This is a genomic window from Halobellus ordinarius (assembly GCF_031823395.1).
Taxonomy (GTDB): Archaea; Halobacteriota; Halobacteria; order Halobacteriales; family Haloferacaceae; genus Haloquadratum; species Haloquadratum ordinarius.
This window is the reverse complement of the sequence record NZ_JAVQKJ010000002.1, coordinates 1-17,412: the sequence shown is the minus strand read 5'-3', so window position 1 is coordinate 17,412 and position 17,412 is coordinate 1. Positions and strand designations below refer to the sequence as shown.

Below are 17,412 nucleotides of genomic sequence, written 5' to 3'. Positions count from 1 at the left end.
GCGCCGAGAAGACACGGATAACGGCGGAAACGGGCCGACAGTCAGTGTTCCTGGTTATTGGAGGTCGACCGGTAGAGCACCGCGATCGCGATCCCGATCAGGATGAACGAGAAGACGACGGTAAAGCCCGCAAGCGCAAACACCTCCGGTGAGAGTTCGACCTGGAGCTTCGCGAAGACGTACGTCGGCACGGTGTTCTGCCCGAACTGGAGGAAGACCGTCCGGGAGAACTCGTTGAACGAAAGGACGAAACTGAAGATGATCGCGCTGATCAGTCCCGGCCGGATCTGCGGCAGGATGACGTGCCGGAACGTCTCGAACTCGTTTGCGCCCAGGTCGGCGCTCGCGAGCAGGACGTCCTCACGGACCGTCGACATACTGGTGAGAATAACGAGGAACGCGAAGGGGAACGCCCAGATGGTATGGCCGATGGCCGTCGAGACGAACGGCTGGCCGAACCCGATCTGCTTGAACAGCATCAGCAGGCTGAACCCCTGCACGACGCCGGGGACGAAAAGCGGGAGGATCATCGCTCCCACGAACCCCGCCTTGTAGTTCGTCTTCCGGTACGAGAGCGCAGCCAGAAGTCCGAGGAGGGGCGCGACGATCATCGTGACGACGCCCAGTTTGATCGATCGCTCCATCGCGGTGATCAGGGGCTCGCTTTGGAGCATCAGTTCGTATTTCGAGAGCGTGATCCCCTGCGGGACCCGTACGTACGGCGCGGTGTCCAGGGAGATGAACACCAGCATAATCGGCGGCGCGAGGATATAGAGGATCCAGAATCCCATAAACGCCTTCCAGAGTCGGTCCTTCGACTGATCTGAGAGCCAGGCGTCCGGATCGATTCGGAGCAGCGCTCCCGGGGAGGTGGTTTTCGTGCTCATCAGATCTCACCCACCGTTTTGAGGCCGAAGGCGTACTCCCACAGGAGCAAGAGGAGGATCGCAAACACCAGCAGCACCGAACTGATGGCGCTCGCGAGCGGAAGCCGCGCGGAGTTGACCGCGTTGCTGATGACCGTCGCGATGAGCGAGACGTTACCGCCGCCCAGGATGACGGGCACGACGCTCTCGCCGAGCACGCCGACGAACACGAACACACTCCCGATGAGGAGTCCGGGGATCGAAAGCGGGAGGACGATGTGCCGGATCGTCGAAAGCGGCGAGGCCCCGAGGTCCGTGCTCGCCTGGAGGATCTCGTCGTCGATGCGGCTCATCGCCAGCCACGCCGGGAAGATCATAAACGGGAGGTAGCTGGCGAGCATCCCGACCCGAACGGCGAACTCCGAGTAGAGCAGCCAGCTGAGCGGCTGGTTGATGATCCCGAACAGCGCCAACACGGTGTTGATCAGCCCGTCGTTCCCGAGGAAGGAGATCCACGAGAGCGTCCGGAGGATGTAGTTCGTGAGAAACGGGATAGCAAACAGCAGCATCACCGGGAAGGTGTACTTCGAGTGTCGCTTCCGGATGCCGGCGTAGTAGGCGATCGGAAAGCCAAAGAGCAGCGAGAGGACGACCAGGAGCACCCCCTCGCCGATCGTCACGAAGAAGATGCCGAGCCGGTAGGAGTCGATGAACGTCACGTAGTTCTCCAGAGTGAACCCGAGTTCGAACCCGAACGGCTGCGGGATCGCGACGCTCCAGACGAAGATCGCCGCGAGGGGGAGGAACACGAAGAGTGTCAGCACCAAAAGCCACGGGAGCACCTGCATCCCGAATCGGAGTCGGTCGTTCTCGATAAACGGGCGGAGAACCGACGGGATCCGCTGCTGTGCAGCGTAATCGACCCCACTGCGTTCACCCCCGTCTGTCGCCATCTGTGAGTTGTCGTGAGCCATTAAAGAACGCTACTGACGCGTGGAGTTAGGAGGTGAGACGGTTCCACTGGGAGTTCAGGGTACTGAACGAGTCCGGGTACCGGTTCCCGACGACGCTGATGTCGTCGCTGAAGCGGGAGCGGACCTCCTCGTGGCGCTGCTGGATGAACTCGGCGTCGAAGTCCTCCGATTCTTCCGCGTAGTCGATGCCGAGTTCGCTCGAGGAGAGGTAGCCGCGGATCGTCGTGATCTGTGCGTTGTACCAGCCGCCCATCATCCAGTTGATCAGGCTCTCGGAGGCCTCGCGGTTCTCCGCGCCCGCGTTCGTGATCCAGGGGCCGATAGCCCACAGGGAGTACCCTTCCTTGGGTTCGAGGTACTCGGCTTCCATATCCTGATCACGGAGCGCAAACACGACGGGCTCCCAGGTGTCCATCGCGACGACTTCCTTCTTCGAAAGCAGGTTGACAGCCGTCTGCCAGCCGCTCCAGAACGTCCGGAACTGGCCGTTCTCCTTCTGCTCGAGGAGGAAGTCGACCACGGTCCTGACGTCCTCTTCAGTGGGGTTTTCGATACTCTCGAGGTCGGCCATATTGTTCCGCTGGAGATAGAGTGCGACCTTGTGGAATGCGGTCGCCCAGCCCGCCTCCAGCGAGGTCTTCCCCTGGAACTCCTCGTCGAAGAGGATGCCATAGGAGTTGATGCTCCCCGGATCGCCGACCTCGTCCGGCAGATACGCGACCGAGTCGCCGTTCTGGACGCTGGAAAGCGAATGCTGTTCGCCGTCGATCTCGGTCGGCCCGCTGTTTTTGATCTCGTCGTAGACGTACTCCCAGTTCGAGAGGTCCTGCAGGTTCGTCGGGACGATCGCGTCCTGCTCGTCGAGCACGCCGGTGAGCGTGGTGTCGTTGCCGGCGATGTCGAAGTCCTGCGAGGCCGTCCCCTGGACGAGTTTGGTCACCGTCTCGCCGGGACTCCACGCGGCAGCGGAGTAGTCGACTTCGATGCCGGACTCGTCGGTGAAATCGCCCCACTCCTCGGGGTTCGTGGTCCCGACGGCCCAGTACGAGAGCTCGTCGACCGAGTCTCCGCCGTCACTGCCGTCGCCGCTGTCGGTGGTCTGTTCGGTCGTGGTGTCTTCGTCTCCGTCGCCCTCGGTGGCAGTATCGCCGCCGCCGTTACCGCCGAGACATCCGGATAGGCCTCCGACCGATGCCGCACCGGCGACCCCGCCCGCGAGCTTCATAAAGTCGCGGCGTGATTCTTCTTGACCTTCGCTAGCATTTTTCCGATCCATACAGATTGCTGGACAGACACGGATATGAATATTTCTATTTATACGTCTCAGGTACGGTGTGTAATAAAGTGGGATTCGTATATTTGCCGGGGAACAGTGATTAAACTATACAAGGTCCAAATAATAATCTATATCTGGGACCGGTTTCAATAGCTCCTCCAGAACCACAGGAATTTTAGACGCGGTTCTAATCAGAGCTATGGACAGGAGTCAATATGGACGAACGAGACATCAAAATAATTAAAAAGATCGCCGAGATCGGTGAACCGAGTCCGAAAGCCATCGAGGAAGCGACGGGGATTCCGAAATCGACGATCCACTATCGCCTCGAAAACCTCCGGGAAGAAGGCATCATCAAAGACGGGCTGTTCACCATCGACCTCGAGAAGGTCGGACTCAATCTCACGGTCATTACCGAAGTGAACGCTGAGTACAGCGAGGAGTACCACGAGGAAGTCGGTCAGAAACTCAGCGACATCGAAGGGGTCAACCAGGTGTACTTTACCGCGGGCGACACGGACTTCATCGTCATCGCCCACTTCGCGAGCCGCGAGATGGTCGAGGACCTCATCTCCTCGTACGAGAGGATCGACGAGATCGAACGCACGAGCACCAACTTCGTGATCACGACGATCAAAAACGAGCGGACGCCGTTCCGCGACTTCGAGCTCGATACCCTGACAGATCTCGTCGATCCGGAGTGAACTGCGCTCTCTACAGATGAAACAAGGCGAGTACCTCGGGGCTTGACCCTGAGGCAGTTCACTCGATCGTGAGTTCCTCGTCGACGAACTTCGTCGTGTGCTCGGCGTTCAGGAACCGCTCGTCCGTGAGTACCTGCTGGTGGAAGGGTATCGTCGTCGGCACGCCTTCGATCGTGGTCTCTTCTAAGGCGCGCAGTCCGCGACTGATCGCTTCCTCGCGGTCTTCCCCGGCGGCGATGAACTTGGCGAACATCGAGTCGTAGAACGGGGCAATCCGGTCGCCCTGGTCGATGCCGTCGTCGACGCGCGTCCCGATACCTCGGGGCGGCCGGTACGTCGTCACTTCACCGGGCATCGGCGCGAACTCCTTGCTCGGCTCCTCGGCGTTGATCCGGAACTCGATTGCGGAACCGCGGGGCTCGACCGCGGACTGCGGGAACGAGAGGTGCTCGCCGGCGGCGATCCGGATCTGCCATTTGACAATGTCGATCCCGGTCACGACTTCGGTGATGGCGTGTTCGACCTGAATCCGGGCGTTGACTTCGAGGAAAAAGAAGTCGCCGTCCTCGTAGAGGAACTCGACGGTACCGGCGTTGACGTACCCGGCTTCCGACGCGCCGCGCCGGGCGGCATCCCAGACTTCGCCCCGGGTCGCTTCGTCGAGAGCCGGACTCGGCGTCTCTTCGATGAGTTTCTGCTGCCGGCGTTGCGTCGAACAGTCCCGTTCGCCCAGATGCCGGACGTTTCCGTGTTCGTCGGCGAGGATCTGCACCTCGATGTGACGGGGGTTCTCCAGGAACCGCTCGACGTAGACGGTATCGTTGTCGAAGTACGCCTCCCCCTCGCGTTTCGCGTTCTCGAACTGCGATTCGATCTCGTCTTCGGATTGGACGACCTTGAGCCCGCGACCGCCGCCGCCGCCGTCGGCCTTGATCGCCACCGGGTAGCCGTGTTCCTCGGCGAACTCCCGGACCTCCGCGACGCTTTCGATCGGATCGGTCGTCCCGGGGACGATCGGCACGTCGGCGCGCCGCATGATCTTGCGCGATTTCGTCTTCTCGCCGAAGTCGTCCATCACGTCGCTCGGCGGGCCGATCCACTTGAAGTCGCTGTCCTCGACGTTCGCCGCGAACCCGGTGTTCTCCGCGAGGAACCCGTATCCGGGGTGAATCGCGTCGACGCCGGCCTCGCGGGCGGCGTCGATGATCGCCTCCTGATTGAGGTAGCTCTCCCGGGCGACCGACGGGCCGATGTGGTACGCCTCGTCGGCGAGGCGCACGTGCTTTGCCGACTCGTCGGTGTCGCTGTACACCGCGACGGCGTCGACGCCGAGTTCACGGCAGGCCTGGATGATACGGACGGCGATCTCCCCCCGGTTCGCGACCAAGACACTGTCAAACATACGGGTCAATTACGCCGTATCTCCAATATTAGTCTTTTGATAAGCCGTATATTCGTACGCTATTCGGAATAGAATTTGTATGCGGGACAGCGTTCAATAGCTCCGGAGGCAGCGAAACAACAGCTCCGGAGACAGCGAAACGCTGTCACCGTTTCGACGACGGAGAGGCCGGCGAACTACGAGACCACGACGACGGAGAGCCCGGTGAACTAAGAGACCACGATGACGGAGAGCCCGGCAGACTACGAGACCACGACGACGGAGAGACCGGCAGACTACGAGAACACGACGACGGCGTCGGGCGCGAAGCCGACCTTGACCTCCGAGCCCTCCGAGAGGAGCGACTCGCCGGTGGTTTCGTGGACCCGGAGTTCGCGGTCGTTCAGTAGTTGGACAGCGTACTCGGTGTAGGATCCCTTGAAGATCGTATCGGTAACGACCGCCTCGAAGGTGTTCTCGTGGTCGTTGTCGAAAAGCAGCCGCTCGTTGGGAATCAGAAACGTCAGTTCGTCGCCGACGGCGGGGGTGCCGGCGGTTTTCTTTTTGGCGATCCGATACTCGATGCCGTCGCTCTCGACGGTGACGAGTCGGTCGTGGACCGAGACGATCTCGCCAGTGATGAGGTTAGGCATCTGGAGGAAGTCGGCGACGAACTCCGAGGCCGGGTTGTTGTATATTTCCAGCGGCGTCCCGACCTGCTCGACGTTGCCCTGGTTCATAATCGCGATCCGGTCGCTCATCGAGAACGCCTCCTCCTGGCTGTGCGTGACGAACACGAACGTCTTTTCGACCTCCTCTTGGATGCGCTTCAGTTCGACCTGCATCTCCTTTGCGAGTTTCTCGTCGAGCGCGCCGAGGACCTCGTCTAAGAGGAGCACGTCGGGCTCGATGACGAGGCTGCGAGCCGTCGCGACGCGCTGGCGCTCGCCGCCGGAGAGCTCTTGGATGTTCCGGTCTTCCTTCCCCACGAGATCCATCAGCTCGAACATATCGTCCGCCCGCTCGCGGCGCTCGGCTTCGGAGACGCCGCGGAGCATCAGTCCGTACTCGACGTTCTCTCGGGCGGTCATATGCGGGAACAGGGCGTACTCCTGGAACACGAGGGTCGTGTTCCGGTTGTACGATTTCACGTTGTTGACCAGATCGCCGTCGATCCGGATCTCCCCGTCAGTCGGGGTCTCGATGCCGGTGATCATCTGTAGCAGCGTCGACTTGCCGCTGCCGGAGGGACCGAGGATCGTGAAGAACTCCCCTTCGCGAATGTCGAGATCGACGTTGTCGACGGCGACGACGGTTTCGGGCCCGTAGTATTCCTTCCGCAGGTTCCGAATTTCGATGACGTTCTGCTCGGGCGTAGTAGTTTCTTCGCTGGCCTCCGCGTTCATTTTTCATCGAATACTGACGACGGGTATATTTAAATCCATCTGTGGGAGAACAACACAGTCCCGAGTTTGTGGTTCGAAATTAGATCGCATATAAAGAAAAGGCTTAGATGTGGGAGGGTGTCCTATATGCACGAATGGATTCGAGTTCGATCACCTCCGCAGACGCGGGCGAGGACCACGCTGTGCTCGATGGTGCCGTACAGCTCGGCGGACTGGCAGCGGGGCTCTACGGACCCGGCGGGCGGGACAAACTCGTCGTCACCGACGGCGAGACGGTCGTCACGGGCGATCTCCACCAGCTCTTCGACACGCTCGATCTTGTCCATCCGGGCGCTCGCATCGCAGCCAACGCCGCGGTCGAACAGAAGGAGACCGCCGGCGACGGGTCGACCGCCGTTGCCCTGCTCATCGGGGCGCTCGGTGACCGGGCAGACGACCTGTTGGCGAAGGGGATGCACCGGGCGACCATCGCCAAGGGCTTTCATCGCGGACAGCGCGCCGCGGTCGCCGCAGTTGCGGATCCCGGAACGCCGGTCGCGGACCTCGACGACCCACGAAGCCGTGCGGCGATCCGCGCGTCGCTCGGTCGGGCCACCGAACTCGACGGCAGCGTCGAGGCAGTGATCGAAGCGGCCAGACTCACCCAGCGCGCACGGGACCGCGGAACCAGGGGGATCGGCGTCGATCACGTCGAGTTTCACCACCGGACTGGTGCGTCGGCCCCCGCTGTCGAATTCCGGCGGGGACTCTTTCTCGAACGGGAGCCGGTAACACCGAACACAGCACGGCAGTTCGAGGACGCACGGATCGCCGTCCTCGGCGGCGGGAAGAAGGCGGGCCACGGGATCGAAGAACGGGAACTGAAACGGACCGGCGGGAGTACGGGGAAAGGACGGACGGAAGTGACCCTGCAGGCCGAGACGCCGGAGGATCTCGAGGCGTTCCGACAGCACGAGGTCGAGGACGTGAAAGCCCAGGTTCAGGCGCTCGTCGACGCCGACGTGGATGTCGTGTTCACGACGATGGGAATCAGCGATCGCGCGATCGCGGAGCTCGACAAGGCCGGTATCACCGCGTTCCGGAGTCTCCAGGCCCCGCAAGCCCGTCGCGTGTCGCGAGCGACCGGCGCCAGGATCGTGATGGGGAACACCGACATCGGCCCCGAAGACGTCGGTTCCGCGGGGCGAGTCACGGTCGAATCGGGCGACAAGACGTACGTGCGGATCGAGGAGTGTGCGGAGAGCGAAGTCGGGACGCTCGTGATCTCGGGGGCACTTCAGTACGACGCGACGTCGATCCAGCGCGCGCTGATGTCCGGAATTTCGACGGGTCGGACGATCTTACAGGGGACCCGGCTCGTGCCGGGCGGCGGCGGCACGTGGATGCAAATCGCGGCCGCCGTGCGGGACGAGGCCAAGGGGGTCGGCGACCGCTCTGCGGTCGCGATGGACGAGTACGCCGAGGCGCTCGAAGCACTGCCACGGACGCTCGTTCGGAACGCGGGCGGGGATCCGATCGATACGCTCACACGGCTTCGGGCGTCGGGCGCGGACGCCGTCTTCGACGCCGACGAGAAGGTCGTGCGCGACGCGGGTGACCGCGGCCCGTTCGATCTCGCGCCAGTGGTCGAAAGCGCCGTGACGGCGGCGTCCGACGTCGTCATTCAACTCGTCCGCATCGACGACACTCTCCCGGCCGCTGACGACGACGACGAGGTCGAAGACGACTACGATTTCCAGCCCGATCCGGAGCGAGATGTCGTCTGAGTAGCAGATAGAAACCTTGTGCCGGTCTGCACGTCCAATATCGGATGACGTTCCGGTATCGATTCCGTTGTTGTACGTCATATTCTCAAAAGTATTAGCCAGCGGAGATTTACCAGAATCTATAACTCGGAGAAGAGAAACTGAACACCCAGAGAGATGACGAACGGTATCCAGCGACAGGAGCTCTCCTCGCCCAGATACGAATACGGGGGAGACGACCACGTGTTCGTGGAACTCGCAGAGGAGATGAGCTTCGACGCGAACTTCACAGCGCAGGCAATCTGTCAGGAGATCAGAGAGCGGGACCTCCCCGGTATCGTCGAGGTAGCACCGTCGAACGCCTCGTACATGATCCGGTTCGATCCCGCCGAGCAGAATCCGGACGACCTCATCGAGGAACTCAAACAGCTGAAAGAGGACATCGACATCGCCGAGTACACCTGGGAGGCCCGGGTCATCGACATCCCGGTACTGTACCAGGACGAGTGGACTCACGAGACGCTGATGCAGTTCCGGGAGCGGCACCAGGACCCCGACGCGACCGACCTGGAGTACTCGGCGCGGATCAACGGCTTCGACAGCGTCGAGGCGTTCATCGACGCCCACTCGGGAGCCCCGCAGATGGTCACGATGGTCGGGTTCGTGCCCGGATTGCCGTTTACCTTCCAGATGGTCCCGCGTGAGCAGCAGATCGAGGTCCCGAAGTACGTCCAACCGCGGACGGCCACGCCGAGCCGCGCGGTCGGCTACGGCGGGGCGTTTACCGCGATCTATCCCGTCAAGGGGGCCGGCGGCTACCAGCTGTTCGGTCGGACGCCGGTCGAGGTGCTGGACGTCGATCAGGAATTGGCCGACTTCCAGGAGTCGATGGTCCTCCCGAACCCGGGTGACATTCTCAACTACCGCCAGATCGACCGGGCGGAGTACGACGCGATCCGAGAGGAGGTCGAAAACGGAACCTACGAGTACAATATGGGGACGATCGACTTCCATCCCGAGGAGTTCTTCGAGGACCCAGATGGCTACAACCAGCGGATCCAGGAGGTGCTACAGTAATGATCGAAGTCGTCGAATCGGGACTGTCTACGACGGTACAGGACACGGGTCGGTACGGGCACTATCACATCGGGATGCCGCCGTCGGGCGCGATGGATCAGTACGCCCACAAGGTCGCGAACTACCTCGTCGGCAACGACGAGAGCGCGGCCACCCTCGAGATGACGTATGCGGGTCCCGACCTCGAATTCGGCGAGGACGCCGTCGTGGCCGCAACGGGGGCCGACATGGAACCGAAGCTCAACGGCGAGCCGGTACCGATGTGGAGCGCCGTGCAGGTCGAGGCGGGCGACACCCTCTCCTTCGAGTTCGCGACCGAAGGCGTCCGGTCGTATCTGAGCGTCGCGGGCGGCATCGACGTCCCGTCGATTATGGGGAGCCAGTCGACGTACACGCTCATCGGGATCGGCGGCTACGAGGGGCGTGCCCTCGAAGACGGTGACACGCTCGCGATCGGCGAGGCGACTGAAAGCGCGCCCGTCGGAGCGTCGGTCGACAGCGAAAACGTCCCGGACTACGCGAACAACGACACGATCCGGATCGTGATGGGACTCTGTGACTATCGGTTAACCGACGAAGGGCGCGAGGAGTTCCTGGGTGCGGAGTGGAAAGTCAGCGACGAGGCCGATCGGGTCGGCTGCCGACTGACCGGTCCGGACATCGAGCCGATGTTCGAGAAGCGCGAACAGCCCTTCGGGGCGGGTCCCGACGCGACGAACGTCGTCGACCTGGGATATCCGGTCGGCTCGATCCAGATGGCCGGACAGCCGATCATCCTGATGCAGGACGCCGTGACTGGCGGCGGCTACGCGACCGTCGGGACGGTCATCAGTATCGACCGGAACATGCTCGCACAGGCCCGTACCCACCGGAACATCACCTTCGAGGCGATCGACATCGACGAGGCGCTGGACGCTCGTGCGCAGCACGACGAGCAACTGGAGTCGGTGCGAACAGCGCTCCTCGAGTGAGAGCAGTTGCAGTAGGCAACTCCTCGTGTCGGCGGCCGGTGTGACCGGCCACGGGAGACACGCAGTTGGATATGTTTCCATTTTTTCCAGGTTTCTCAAAGGAGAGTCAGTATTCGGCTGACAGCCCGGACCAAGGGGAAGATATATGTAGATCGGCGTCGGCACATACGGAACGATATGGCCGAGAATGTCGTCATCAAAGCATCGATGCCGGGCGTGTTTTATCGACGTCCCGACCCCGAAGACCCCGTATTCGTCGACGAGGGTGAGGAAGTCGAGGCGGGAGACGTCGTCGGTCTCATCGGCGTGATGAAGAACTTCCACGACGTGAAAGCCGACGAAGCCGGCGAGGTCGTCGAGTTCCTCGCAGAGCACGAGTCGGAAGTCGACGCAGGGGACGAACTCGTCGAGATCGCTCCCGTCTGACGCCGTCCGAGCGGGCGCTTCCGGTTTTCGCGCACCTACAGATGAGACGAAATGCCGTTTCCGAGGGTGACTTCGGAGAGTGGCTGGTGGGTCGGACTCACGACGGAGTCGGTCTCATAAAGGAGTCGGACTCACGACGGAGTCGGTCTCATAAAGGAGTCGGAATCACGAAAGAGTCGGCCCCGTAAAGGAGTCGTCGAGTGTCCGCTATAGTAGCGTTTGCAACTGATTACTCATCCGATCGCACGCTGTCGTGCGATCGTGTGAGCGAAGACTTGCAAACGCTACTATAGACATCCCCCGGGAGCGGACTGGGATCACCCGGGGAGCGACCGCCGGGGCGATGGCGAGAGACCGAAACGAGCGTAGATAGACCTCATCCGATAAATGAGAGATATTATGTACCTGATTCATAAATAGGTAACAAAGTTATTTATTATACGAGCCGAAACGGTCAGTATGGTCGGCCCAGAGATACACGAACTACATTTCGACGACGCACCGAACGTCGACAGCGTTCCGGGTCCGGAGAGCAAGCGACTCCTCAAACGACAGCGCGAAATCGACAGTAGCGCAGTCGCCTACCCGGAGAACATCCCCATCGCGCTCGACGAAGCCAGCGGCGCGACCGTTCGGGACGTCGACGGTAACACGTTTCTGGACTTCTTCGCGGGCATCGGGGTGCTCAACGTCGGGCACACGAACCCCTACGTGATGGAGGGGATGTACGAACAGGCGGACAAGTTCGTCCACACGGTCGATTTCCCGACCGAAGCCCGACTGGACCTCATCGAGAAGCTCGAGGAGCTGGCCCCGGGCGACCTGTCGGGGAACAGCCGCGTCGTGTTCGGCGGGCCGACGGGAAGCGACGCGGTCGAAGCGTCGATCAAACTCGCGAAGTTCAACACCGAGGGGAGCGGACTGGTCGCGTTCAGGAACTCCTACCACGGCGCGACCGCCGGCGCGATGAGTCTCACGGCGAACAAGGGATTCAAGGGCCACTACACGCCGATGCTTCCGGACGTCGTGCATGCCCCCTACCCGTATCCGTTCCAGGAGGGAAGGGACCCCGAGGCGGCCGTCGACCACGCCCTCCAGGAGGTTCGATCGATCCTGACCGAGCCGTACGGCGGACTCGCAAACCCCGCAGGGATCTTCGTCGAACCGATTCAGGGCGAGGGCGGCGTCGTCGTCCCGCCGACGGAGTTTATGAAGGGCCTCCGCGAGATCGCAGACGAGGCCGAGGTGCCGCTGATGGTCGACGAGATCCAGGCCGGGTTCGGCCGGACCGGCGAGTGGTGGGCCAGCGAACATTACGACATCACGCCGGACATCATCACGAGCGCGAAGGCCCTCGGCGGGAACGGACTGCCGCTTTCCTGTACGATCTACCACGAGGACCTCGACACCTGGGACTCCGGGGATCACGCCGGGACGTACCGCGGGAACGTGCCCGCGATGCGCGCCGGCCTCCGGGCGATCGAGTACATCGAAGCACACGACCTCCTGGATCACGCGACCGAGATGGGTGAACTGATCCAGTCGCGCCTGCGGGAAGTCGCCGACGAGAACCCGCACGTGGCCGAGGTCCGCGGGAAGGGACTGATGATCGGCGCCGAGTTCGTCGACGAAACCGGATCCGTCGAAGACGCCGGCGACATCGTCGAAGACGTCCAAGAATACTGTTACGAGCACGGACTGCTCGTCTGGAAGGCCGGCCAGCACAGCAACGTCCTCCGGCTCCTGCCACCGCTGGTCATCACCGAAGAGCAGACCCGGACCGCACTGGATATCATCGCCGACGCGATCACGGAAGTCACCGCCGCCGTCGCCGAGTAAGTCGCTCCGCTCGCGACTCCCTTCGCGATTCTGTTCGCCGACGGGTTCGCTGGAACAACTCTGTTTTTTGTCAGGTCTCGTCGTCCGGAGCGGACACCACGTTGGTGAGTGTCTCGCCCGCAGCCAACCGGTCGACGTTTTCGGCGACGATGTCGGCGAGCCGATCCCAGTGCTTCGGGGTGTGGCCGCCGATGTGTGGAGTGATGAGGCAGTTCTCCAGCGTCCACAGCGGATGATCCTCCGGAAGCGGTTCGGGTTCGGTGACGTCGAGTGCCGCCCCGCGGATCTTCTCCGTTTTGAGAGCATCGACGAGTGCGGCGGTATCGACCACGCCGCCGCGCGCCATATTCACCAGGACTGCGTCGGGTTGCATCGTTGCGAATGCCGCCCGATCGATCAGCGAGCGGGTCGTCTCGGTCAACGGACAGGCGAGGACGACGTAGTCGCTCCGGGCGAGGGCGTCGTGGACGGCCGCGGGGTCGAATCCGACGACCTCGTCGGTGGGGCCGCCCTTTTCGGGCGTGTAGCGGACGCCGATCGACTCGACATCCATCCCCTGCAGGCGCTGCGCCAGGGCTTGGCCGATCGTGCCGAGACCGACGATCGTCACGGTGCTGCCAGTGAACTCGCCCGGGCCGAAGTGTCGCCACTCGCCGTTTTTCTGCCGGCGCCACGCTTCGTGGAGCCCCCGGGCGAACACGAGCATCTGGCCGAGCGCCTGCTCGGCGATCCCCGGGGCGTGGATCCCGCTGGCGTTCGTGACGGTGACGCCGCGGTCGCGGAGGCGGTCGCCGGGCAGGTGGTCGGTCCCGGCGAAAGTGCACGCGAACAGTTCGAGACGGTCCGCGCGTTCGAGGAGACCTTCGTCGATCGTGTTACCGGTGACGATCCGGGCGGTCGAGATGTACTCCCGTTCCTCCTGCGGCGTTCGGGCGTGGACCACAGCCCGGTCCGGCAGTCGTTCGCGAAGCTTGTCGGCGTAGGCGGCCATCGAGAGTCCCTCGGTTCCTTCTCGGAGAACCAGAATATCGACATCAGTGTCTGTCATAGAGGTTGGTATACCCGAATTCGGGTCTACTCTCCCCTCAACGGTTGCGGATTTATCTTTTGTGACGAGAGCACCTGGTTTTGCAGATGTCGGGACCGCACAGCCACGATGCCAGATCCGCTTTCCTCTGATCGCAGAGCCGCTTTCCTCTGATCCCAGAGCCGCTTTCCTCTGATCCCAGATCCGCTTTCCTCTGATCCCAGAGCCGCTTTCCTCTGATCCCAGATCCGCTTTCCTCTGATCGCAGAGCCATTCACCCCTGATCGCAGACTACGCCGAGTCGGTCTCGGCGCTCGTTTCCAGTTTCTCGAACGTCTTTTCGGCCCAGCGGACCCCGTACTCGGCGCCGTATTCGACGAACGCCTGCGTGTCGAGCGCGGCGAACGGGGCGGGGAGACCCAGCCCGTGTTTGATCGCCGAGCAGGCGTACTCGGTCGCCTCCGGGAAGGAAGTCTCCCCGCGTGCGACCGCGCGAGGAAGCGTCGACAGGCGACCTTCCAGTCTCTCGCCGGCATCGGCCCACGCGTCGTAGAGTCCCGGGTGATCGCCCTCCCACGCGGCGAACGTCTCGCGGGTCTGGAGCCCCAGCCAGGCGTCGTAGAGGGCGGCGGCGATCTGATAGACGTCCGCGGGACCGAGGGGGACCGCATCGTCGAGTTCGCGGTAGCCCTCGCCGAAGAATGGAAGAAAATGCTCGGGGGCGTCCGTTCCCACCTGGACGAACGCCTCCGCGAGGAGAAACTCCAGGAAGGGGTCGGGGGTACCTTCGGCGCGTTTCTTCACGAGGACCGTCGGCGGGGACGTCTGTCGCGTCCAGACGACGGTGCCGTCCCCGGGCATTCCGACAGTGAAATCAGCCCCCGCGTACGCGACAAGCGGGCTCGGGGCGTCGGGTGGAAGCCACTCATTCGGGTACGTGGCCGGGTCGAGCGCGTCGACGAGCAGGCCGAGATCCTCCGCTGCTGCGGGCGGGATCGTCTCGAAATCGGCCGCCGTATCCAGCACGATCGAGTCGGGGGCGTGCTCCGCGCGGACGGCCGCGACATCTTCGGAGAGTTCGCGTCGGTCGAACATACCCGTTGTTGGAGACGGAGCTGCTTGAGAGGTCCGCTACGCGAAGTGGATTCCGGGACTGTTTCAGCAGTTCGGACAGCCGAGTGGGTCTCGGGGGACCGTCACCCGAACGCGAGTGCGAAGATGATGGCGATCGCGAGGATAGCCGACACGCCGACGGTACCGAGAACGATCTTCGTCGCTTGACTCATACAGACTCCGTCTCCGCGATAGCGCTTAAAAGCTTCAATCCGTCGCGACGGAAGCCTCGTTGTGTACCGTCGCAATCCGTCGTCATCGAATCCGTCGTCTCAGGTATCGTCGCCGGGATCGGGGGTGGTGTCCCAGGTGTCCGGGACCTCGATGACGTACCGACCGTCCTCTTGGAGAGAGATGATGTACTCGGTCCGGTCGTACAGTTCCATCAGATTGAGTTCGTACTCGCCGGGAGCCACAATACGGATGCTCTCGAACTGCTCGTTGAGTTCCTCCCGGAGGTCTTCGAGGTCGGGACGGTCCTCGCTCGACGGTTCGATAACTCTGCCATCGGCGTCGGTCGGCGGGCCGTCGCGGTCTGGCCGGTCGGCCCCCGAAGGAGACGACGACGCGGGGTCCTGCTGTCGGCGATCGGAGCTGTCACGCCCTGCAGCGGGAATTTCGTCGGGGGAGACGACGTCGCTGCGAGCGCTCGCCTGTGCCGTGTCTTCGAGAGGCCCCCGTTCCGCCGACTGGGAGTCGTCTGACGCAGGATCGGCGTCGGGCGGGGATTCGACGTCGGAGGCGTCGGTGTCGGCGTCGGGTCCGGAGTCGGCGTGGGGAGCGCCCGTGTCGGCGTCGGGTCCGGAGTCATCGACGAGCGGCGATTCGTGGTCGCCCGTGGAGTCGGTGGTGATATCGGACGCCTCTCCGTCTCGCTGATTCACCCACTGGCGGGACGAGTCCGGCTGCTGGGCAGATTCGGCGGACTCTGCGGACCCGGCGGATTCGGCGTGCGGCGATCCCGCTTCGGGGTCGCTGTCCGCTCCGCTCGTGTCGTCGAGTGCGCGATCGGCAGTCCCGCTCCACGCGTTCGATCCGGTCGACGGACCGCCGGAGTCGCGTCTGGGGGTGTTCCCGCCGGTGTCAGCTTCGTGTGTCTCGGCGCCTGGATCGGCGTCCATCGCCGACGACGGTTGGAACTGGAACTTGTTTCCGCCGCAGTTCGGGCACCCCGACAGCATCTCCTTCGAACCGTCGGCGAACACCTGTCCGCAGTTGGTGCATTCGTGGGGCATCTGTGTGGGTTAGTGTGTGCGTTTCGTGGGGGATGCGTCCCGTTCGGGTGGAACGTGTCGCGGGGCGCCGCGGTTCACTTCCGTGAGACGAGTGCGCTGATGAGGTTCTCGTCTTTGTGGAGCGTTTCGATCTGGTTCGCCGGGCCGATAACGGTGAGTTTCTTCGTCGACTCCTTGCCGATCAACCGTCCGATAAAGCCCTGGTTCGTGCTTCCGGACCGTGGATACGTCTCGATCTCGATCCCGTTGAACTCGTCGGGGCTGATCTCGGTCATCGTGACCTCGATGAGCTTCGACTCCTCGTCGGGGGACAGGCCCTCTTCGAGGACGACGATGTTGCCGTCGCGGACGCCGTCGAGGATGAGGCGGATCTTCTCCATACTCGTCAGCCCCTCCATCCGGGCGCCGCTGATGAGGTCGATCTGGACACCATCGGTGGTCTCTCCTGGTGTGACTTCCGGCATCGGTCTCACCCGAAGTACTCCGCGATCTTCCCGTAGACTTCGTCCATATTGTTCCCTTCGAGCGCCGACAGCGGGACCGTCTCGTGCTGCGGGAAGGCGTTCGCGACGCGCTGGACGTTCGCTTCCCCGAGGTCGGTCTTGTTCGCGAAGATGAGCACCGGAAGATCCTGGCTCTCGATAATCCCGATGAGCATCGTGTTCACCTGCGTGAACGGATCCTGGGTGCTGTCGAGAACGTAGATGACGCCGTCGACGTCCTCCCGGAGCCAGTGCATCGCCTCGGCGACGCCCTCGGTCGCTTCCCGTGAGCGGCGAACGGCGTCGTCTTTCTCCATATCGTGTTCGAGGAACTCCTTGTAGTCGACTTTCGTCGTGACGCCGGGAGTGTCGACGATATCGATGTTGACGGTCTTGCCGTTGCGCTCGATCTCGACGTTCTCCTTTCTGCGCGCGCGTCGAGTCTCGTGCGGGATGTGGCTCTCCGGACCGACGGCGTCGCCCGTCCAGTCCCGTGCGATTCGGTTTGCGAGGGTCGTCTTTCCGGCGTTCGGGGGTCCATAGATCCCGATCCGTTTCGGCTCGGTGTCCGAAAACATCCGGTCGACGGCCCGTGAGATGCTGTCTTTGAGGTCTGTTAACAGTCCCATCCTGGCCTCCCGGCCCTCCGGTTCCGCTCGAAGAGGGCGTATGAAGGAACCACATTTCCGTGTTCACTTAAACACTGCGTCAGACAGGCTATCGACGGCGAACTGTCGTCCGGTGGTTACGTTGGTGTGTCCAGTGGTTACGTTGGTGTGTCCAGTGGTTACGTTGGTGTGTCCAGTGGTTACGTTGGTGTGTCCAGTGGTTACGTTGGTGTGTCCAGTGGTTACGTTGGTGTGTCCAGTGGTTACGTTGGTGTGTCCAGT

18 protein-coding genes are annotated in these 17,412 nt (G+C 62.6%); 6 read left to right on the top strand and 12 right to left on the bottom strand.

What is annotated here, in order from left to right; all coding sequences use genetic code 11:
* Positions 1-41: 41 nt before the first annotated feature.
* From RJT48_RS00350 to RJT48_RS00340, 3 genes are read right to left on the bottom strand one after another with little or no spacing between them, the layout of a single operon-like run.
* Positions 42-887: an ABC transporter permease gene (locus tag RJT48_RS00350; protein WP_311170239.1), complete on the bottom strand. Its 846-nt coding sequence runs from the start codon at positions 885-887 to the stop codon at positions 42-44.
* Complete coding sequence (locus tag RJT48_RS00345) at positions 887-1,840, bottom strand: ABC transporter permease (RefSeq protein ID WP_311170238.1); 954 nt, start codon at positions 1,838-1,840, stop codon at positions 887-889. Before RJT48_RS00345 ends, RJT48_RS00350 begins: the two co-directional genes overlap by 1 nt.
* A 25-nt stretch (positions 1,841-1,865) precedes the next feature.
* The gene (locus RJT48_RS00340; protein ID WP_311170237.1) at positions 1,866-3,116 is read right to left on the bottom strand and encodes an ABC transporter substrate-binding protein; all 1,251 of its coding nucleotides are present in this window, start codon (positions 3,114-3,116) and stop codon (positions 1,866-1,868) included.
* Positions 3,117-3,331: 215 nt separating this feature from the next.
* Between RJT48_RS00340 and RJT48_RS00335 the strand changes: the two genes are divergently transcribed.
* Positions 3,332-3,820, top strand: coding sequence for an Lrp/AsnC family transcriptional regulator (locus tag RJT48_RS00335; protein WP_311170236.1), 489 nt, complete (start codon positions 3,332-3,334; stop codon positions 3,818-3,820).
* 58 nt (positions 3,821-3,878) lie between these two features.
* Here RJT48_RS00335 and RJT48_RS00330 read toward each other — a convergent pair whose 3' ends face one another.
* Together RJT48_RS00330 and RJT48_RS00325 are read right to left on the bottom strand one after the other, a co-directional pair.
* Entirely contained in the window at positions 3,879-5,222 is a 1,344-nt protein-coding gene (locus tag RJT48_RS00330) for an acetyl-CoA carboxylase biotin carboxylase subunit (RefSeq protein WP_345784718.1), read from the bottom strand.
* Between the two features lie 275 nt (positions 5,223-5,497).
* Positions 5,498-6,607: an ABC transporter ATP-binding protein gene (locus RJT48_RS00325; RefSeq protein ID WP_311170235.1), complete on the bottom strand. Its 1,110-nt coding sequence runs from the start codon at positions 6,605-6,607 to the stop codon at positions 5,498-5,500.
* A 134-nt stretch (positions 6,608-6,741) separates the two neighbouring features.
* Here RJT48_RS00325 and RJT48_RS00320 point away from each other — a divergent pair, with 134 nt between their 5' ends.
* The 5 genes from RJT48_RS00320 (at position 6,742) to RJT48_RS00300 (ending at position 12,665) form a co-directional block, all read left to right on the top strand.
* Entirely contained in the window at positions 6,742-8,373 is a 1,632-nt protein-coding gene (locus RJT48_RS00320; protein WP_311170234.1) for a TCP-1/cpn60 chaperonin family protein, read from the top strand.
* Positions 8,374-8,529: 156 nt separating this feature from the next.
* On the top strand, positions 8,530-9,429 hold the full coding sequence (locus RJT48_RS00315; protein ID WP_311170233.1) for a 5-oxoprolinase subunit B family protein: 900 nt from the start codon (positions 8,530-8,532) through the stop codon (positions 9,427-9,429).
* Positions 9,429-10,400 carry a 5-oxoprolinase subunit C family protein gene (locus RJT48_RS00310; RefSeq protein WP_311170232.1) on the top strand — a complete coding sequence of 324 codons (972 nt, stop codon included), beginning with the start codon at positions 9,429-9,431 and terminating at the stop codon, positions 10,398-10,400. The genes RJT48_RS00315 and RJT48_RS00310 overlap by 1 nt, the downstream gene beginning before the upstream one ends.
* A gap of 177 nt (positions 10,401-10,577) precedes the next feature.
* Positions 10,578-10,826 carry an acetyl-CoA carboxylase gene (locus RJT48_RS00305; RefSeq protein ID WP_311170231.1) on the top strand — a complete coding sequence of 83 codons (249 nt, stop codon included), beginning with the start codon at positions 10,578-10,580 and terminating at the stop codon, positions 10,824-10,826.
* 459 nt (positions 10,827-11,285) lie between these two features.
* Positions 11,286-12,665, top strand: a complete 1,380-nt coding sequence (locus tag RJT48_RS00300; RefSeq protein WP_311170230.1) for an aspartate aminotransferase family protein — start codon at positions 11,286-11,288, stop codon at positions 12,663-12,665.
* 70 nt (positions 12,666-12,735) lie between these two features.
* Here RJT48_RS00300 and RJT48_RS00295 read toward each other — a convergent pair whose 3' ends face one another.
* The 7 genes from RJT48_RS00295 to RJT48_RS00270 all read right to left on the bottom strand — a co-directional run.
* Positions 12,736-13,713, bottom strand: a complete 978-nt coding sequence (locus RJT48_RS00295; RefSeq protein ID WP_311170229.1) for a D-2-hydroxyacid dehydrogenase — start codon at positions 13,711-13,713, stop codon at positions 12,736-12,738.
* A gap of 270 nt (positions 13,714-13,983) precedes the next feature.
* The gene (locus tag RJT48_RS00290) at positions 13,984-14,787 is read right to left on the bottom strand and encodes a DUF7089 family protein (RefSeq protein WP_311170228.1); all 804 of its coding nucleotides are present in this window, start codon (positions 14,785-14,787) and stop codon (positions 13,984-13,986) included.
* 101 nt (positions 14,788-14,888) lie between these two features.
* Entirely contained in the window at positions 14,889-14,978 is a 90-nt protein-coding gene (locus tag RJT48_RS20710; RefSeq protein WP_425604684.1) for a hypothetical protein, read from the bottom strand.
* A gap of 99 nt (positions 14,979-15,077) precedes the next feature.
* Positions 15,078-16,040, bottom strand: coding sequence for an OapC/ArvC family zinc-ribbon domain-containing protein (locus RJT48_RS00285; RefSeq protein WP_311170227.1), 963 nt, complete (start codon positions 16,038-16,040; stop codon positions 15,078-15,080).
* Between the two features lie 74 nt (positions 16,041-16,114).
* Positions 16,115-16,504 carry a DUF2073 domain-containing protein gene (locus RJT48_RS00280; RefSeq protein ID WP_311170226.1) on the bottom strand — a complete coding sequence of 130 codons (390 nt, stop codon included), beginning with the start codon at positions 16,502-16,504 and terminating at the stop codon, positions 16,115-16,117.
* A gap of 5 nt (positions 16,505-16,509) precedes the next feature.
* A complete protein-coding gene (locus RJT48_RS00275; RefSeq protein WP_311170224.1) occupies positions 16,510-17,151 on the bottom strand; it encodes an Era-like GTP-binding protein in 642 nt (213 codons plus the stop codon).
* 63 nt (positions 17,152-17,214) lie between these two features.
* Positions 17,215-17,412 (bottom strand): hypothetical protein (locus RJT48_RS00270; protein WP_311170223.1); only part of this gene is annotated, 198 nt, incomplete at its 5' end.

What these genes read in the sequence shown, in the direction of transcription:
- RJT48_RS00350 (WP_311170239.1), bottom strand. Translation starts at nt 887, where the DNA reads ATGAGCACGAAAACCACCTCCCCGGGAGCGCTGCTCCGAATCGATCCG.
- RJT48_RS00305 (WP_311170231.1), top strand. Translation starts at nt 10,578, where the DNA reads ATGGCCGAGAATGTCGTCATCAAAGCATCGATGCCGGGCGTGTTTTAT.
- RJT48_RS20710 (WP_425604684.1), bottom strand. Translation starts at nt 14,978, where the DNA reads ATGAGTCAAGCGACGAAGATCGTTCTCGGTACCGTCGGCGTGTCGGCT.
- RJT48_RS00320 (WP_311170234.1), top strand. Translation starts at nt 6,742, where the DNA reads ATGGATTCGAGTTCGATCACCTCCGCAGACGCGGGCGAGGACCACGCT.
- RJT48_RS00295 (WP_311170229.1), bottom strand. Translation starts at nt 13,713, where the DNA reads ATGACAGACACTGATGTCGATATTCTGGTTCTCCGAGAAGGAACCGAG.
- RJT48_RS00290 (WP_311170228.1), bottom strand. Translation starts at nt 14,787, where the DNA reads ATGTTCGACCGACGCGAACTCTCCGAAGATGTCGCGGCCGTCCGCGCG.
- RJT48_RS00285 (WP_311170227.1), bottom strand. Translation starts at nt 16,040, where the DNA reads ATGCCCCACGAATGCACCAACTGCGGACAGGTGTTCGCCGACGGTTCG.
- RJT48_RS00335 (WP_311170236.1), top strand. Translation starts at nt 3,332, where the DNA reads ATGGACGAACGAGACATCAAAATAATTAAAAAGATCGCCGAGATCGGT.
- RJT48_RS00345 (WP_311170238.1), bottom strand. Translation starts at nt 1,840, where the DNA reads ATGGCTCACGACAACTCACAGATGGCGACAGACGGGGGTGAACGCAGT.
- RJT48_RS00300 (WP_311170230.1), top strand. Translation starts at nt 11,286, where the DNA reads ATGGTCGGCCCAGAGATACACGAACTACATTTCGACGACGCACCGAAC.
- RJT48_RS00340 (WP_311170237.1), bottom strand. Translation starts at nt 3,116, where the DNA reads ATGGATCGGAAAAATGCTAGCGAAGGTCAAGAAGAATCACGCCGCGAC.
- RJT48_RS00310 (WP_311170232.1), top strand. Translation starts at nt 9,429, where the DNA reads ATGATCGAAGTCGTCGAATCGGGACTGTCTACGACGGTACAGGACACG.
- RJT48_RS00315 (WP_311170233.1), top strand. Translation starts at nt 8,530, where the DNA reads ATGACGAACGGTATCCAGCGACAGGAGCTCTCCTCGCCCAGATACGAA.
- RJT48_RS00275 (WP_311170224.1), bottom strand. Translation starts at nt 17,151, where the DNA reads ATGGGACTGTTAACAGACCTCAAAGACAGCATCTCACGGGCCGTCGAC.
- RJT48_RS00325 (WP_311170235.1), bottom strand. Translation starts at nt 6,607, where the DNA reads ATGAACGCGGAGGCCAGCGAAGAAACTACTACGCCCGAGCAGAACGTC.
- RJT48_RS00330 (WP_345784718.1), bottom strand. Translation starts at nt 5,222, where the DNA reads ATGTTTGACAGTGTCTTGGTCGCGAACCGGGGGGAGATCGCCGTCCGT.
- RJT48_RS00280 (WP_311170226.1), bottom strand. Translation starts at nt 16,504, where the DNA reads ATGCCGGAAGTCACACCAGGAGAGACCACCGATGGTGTCCAGATCGAC.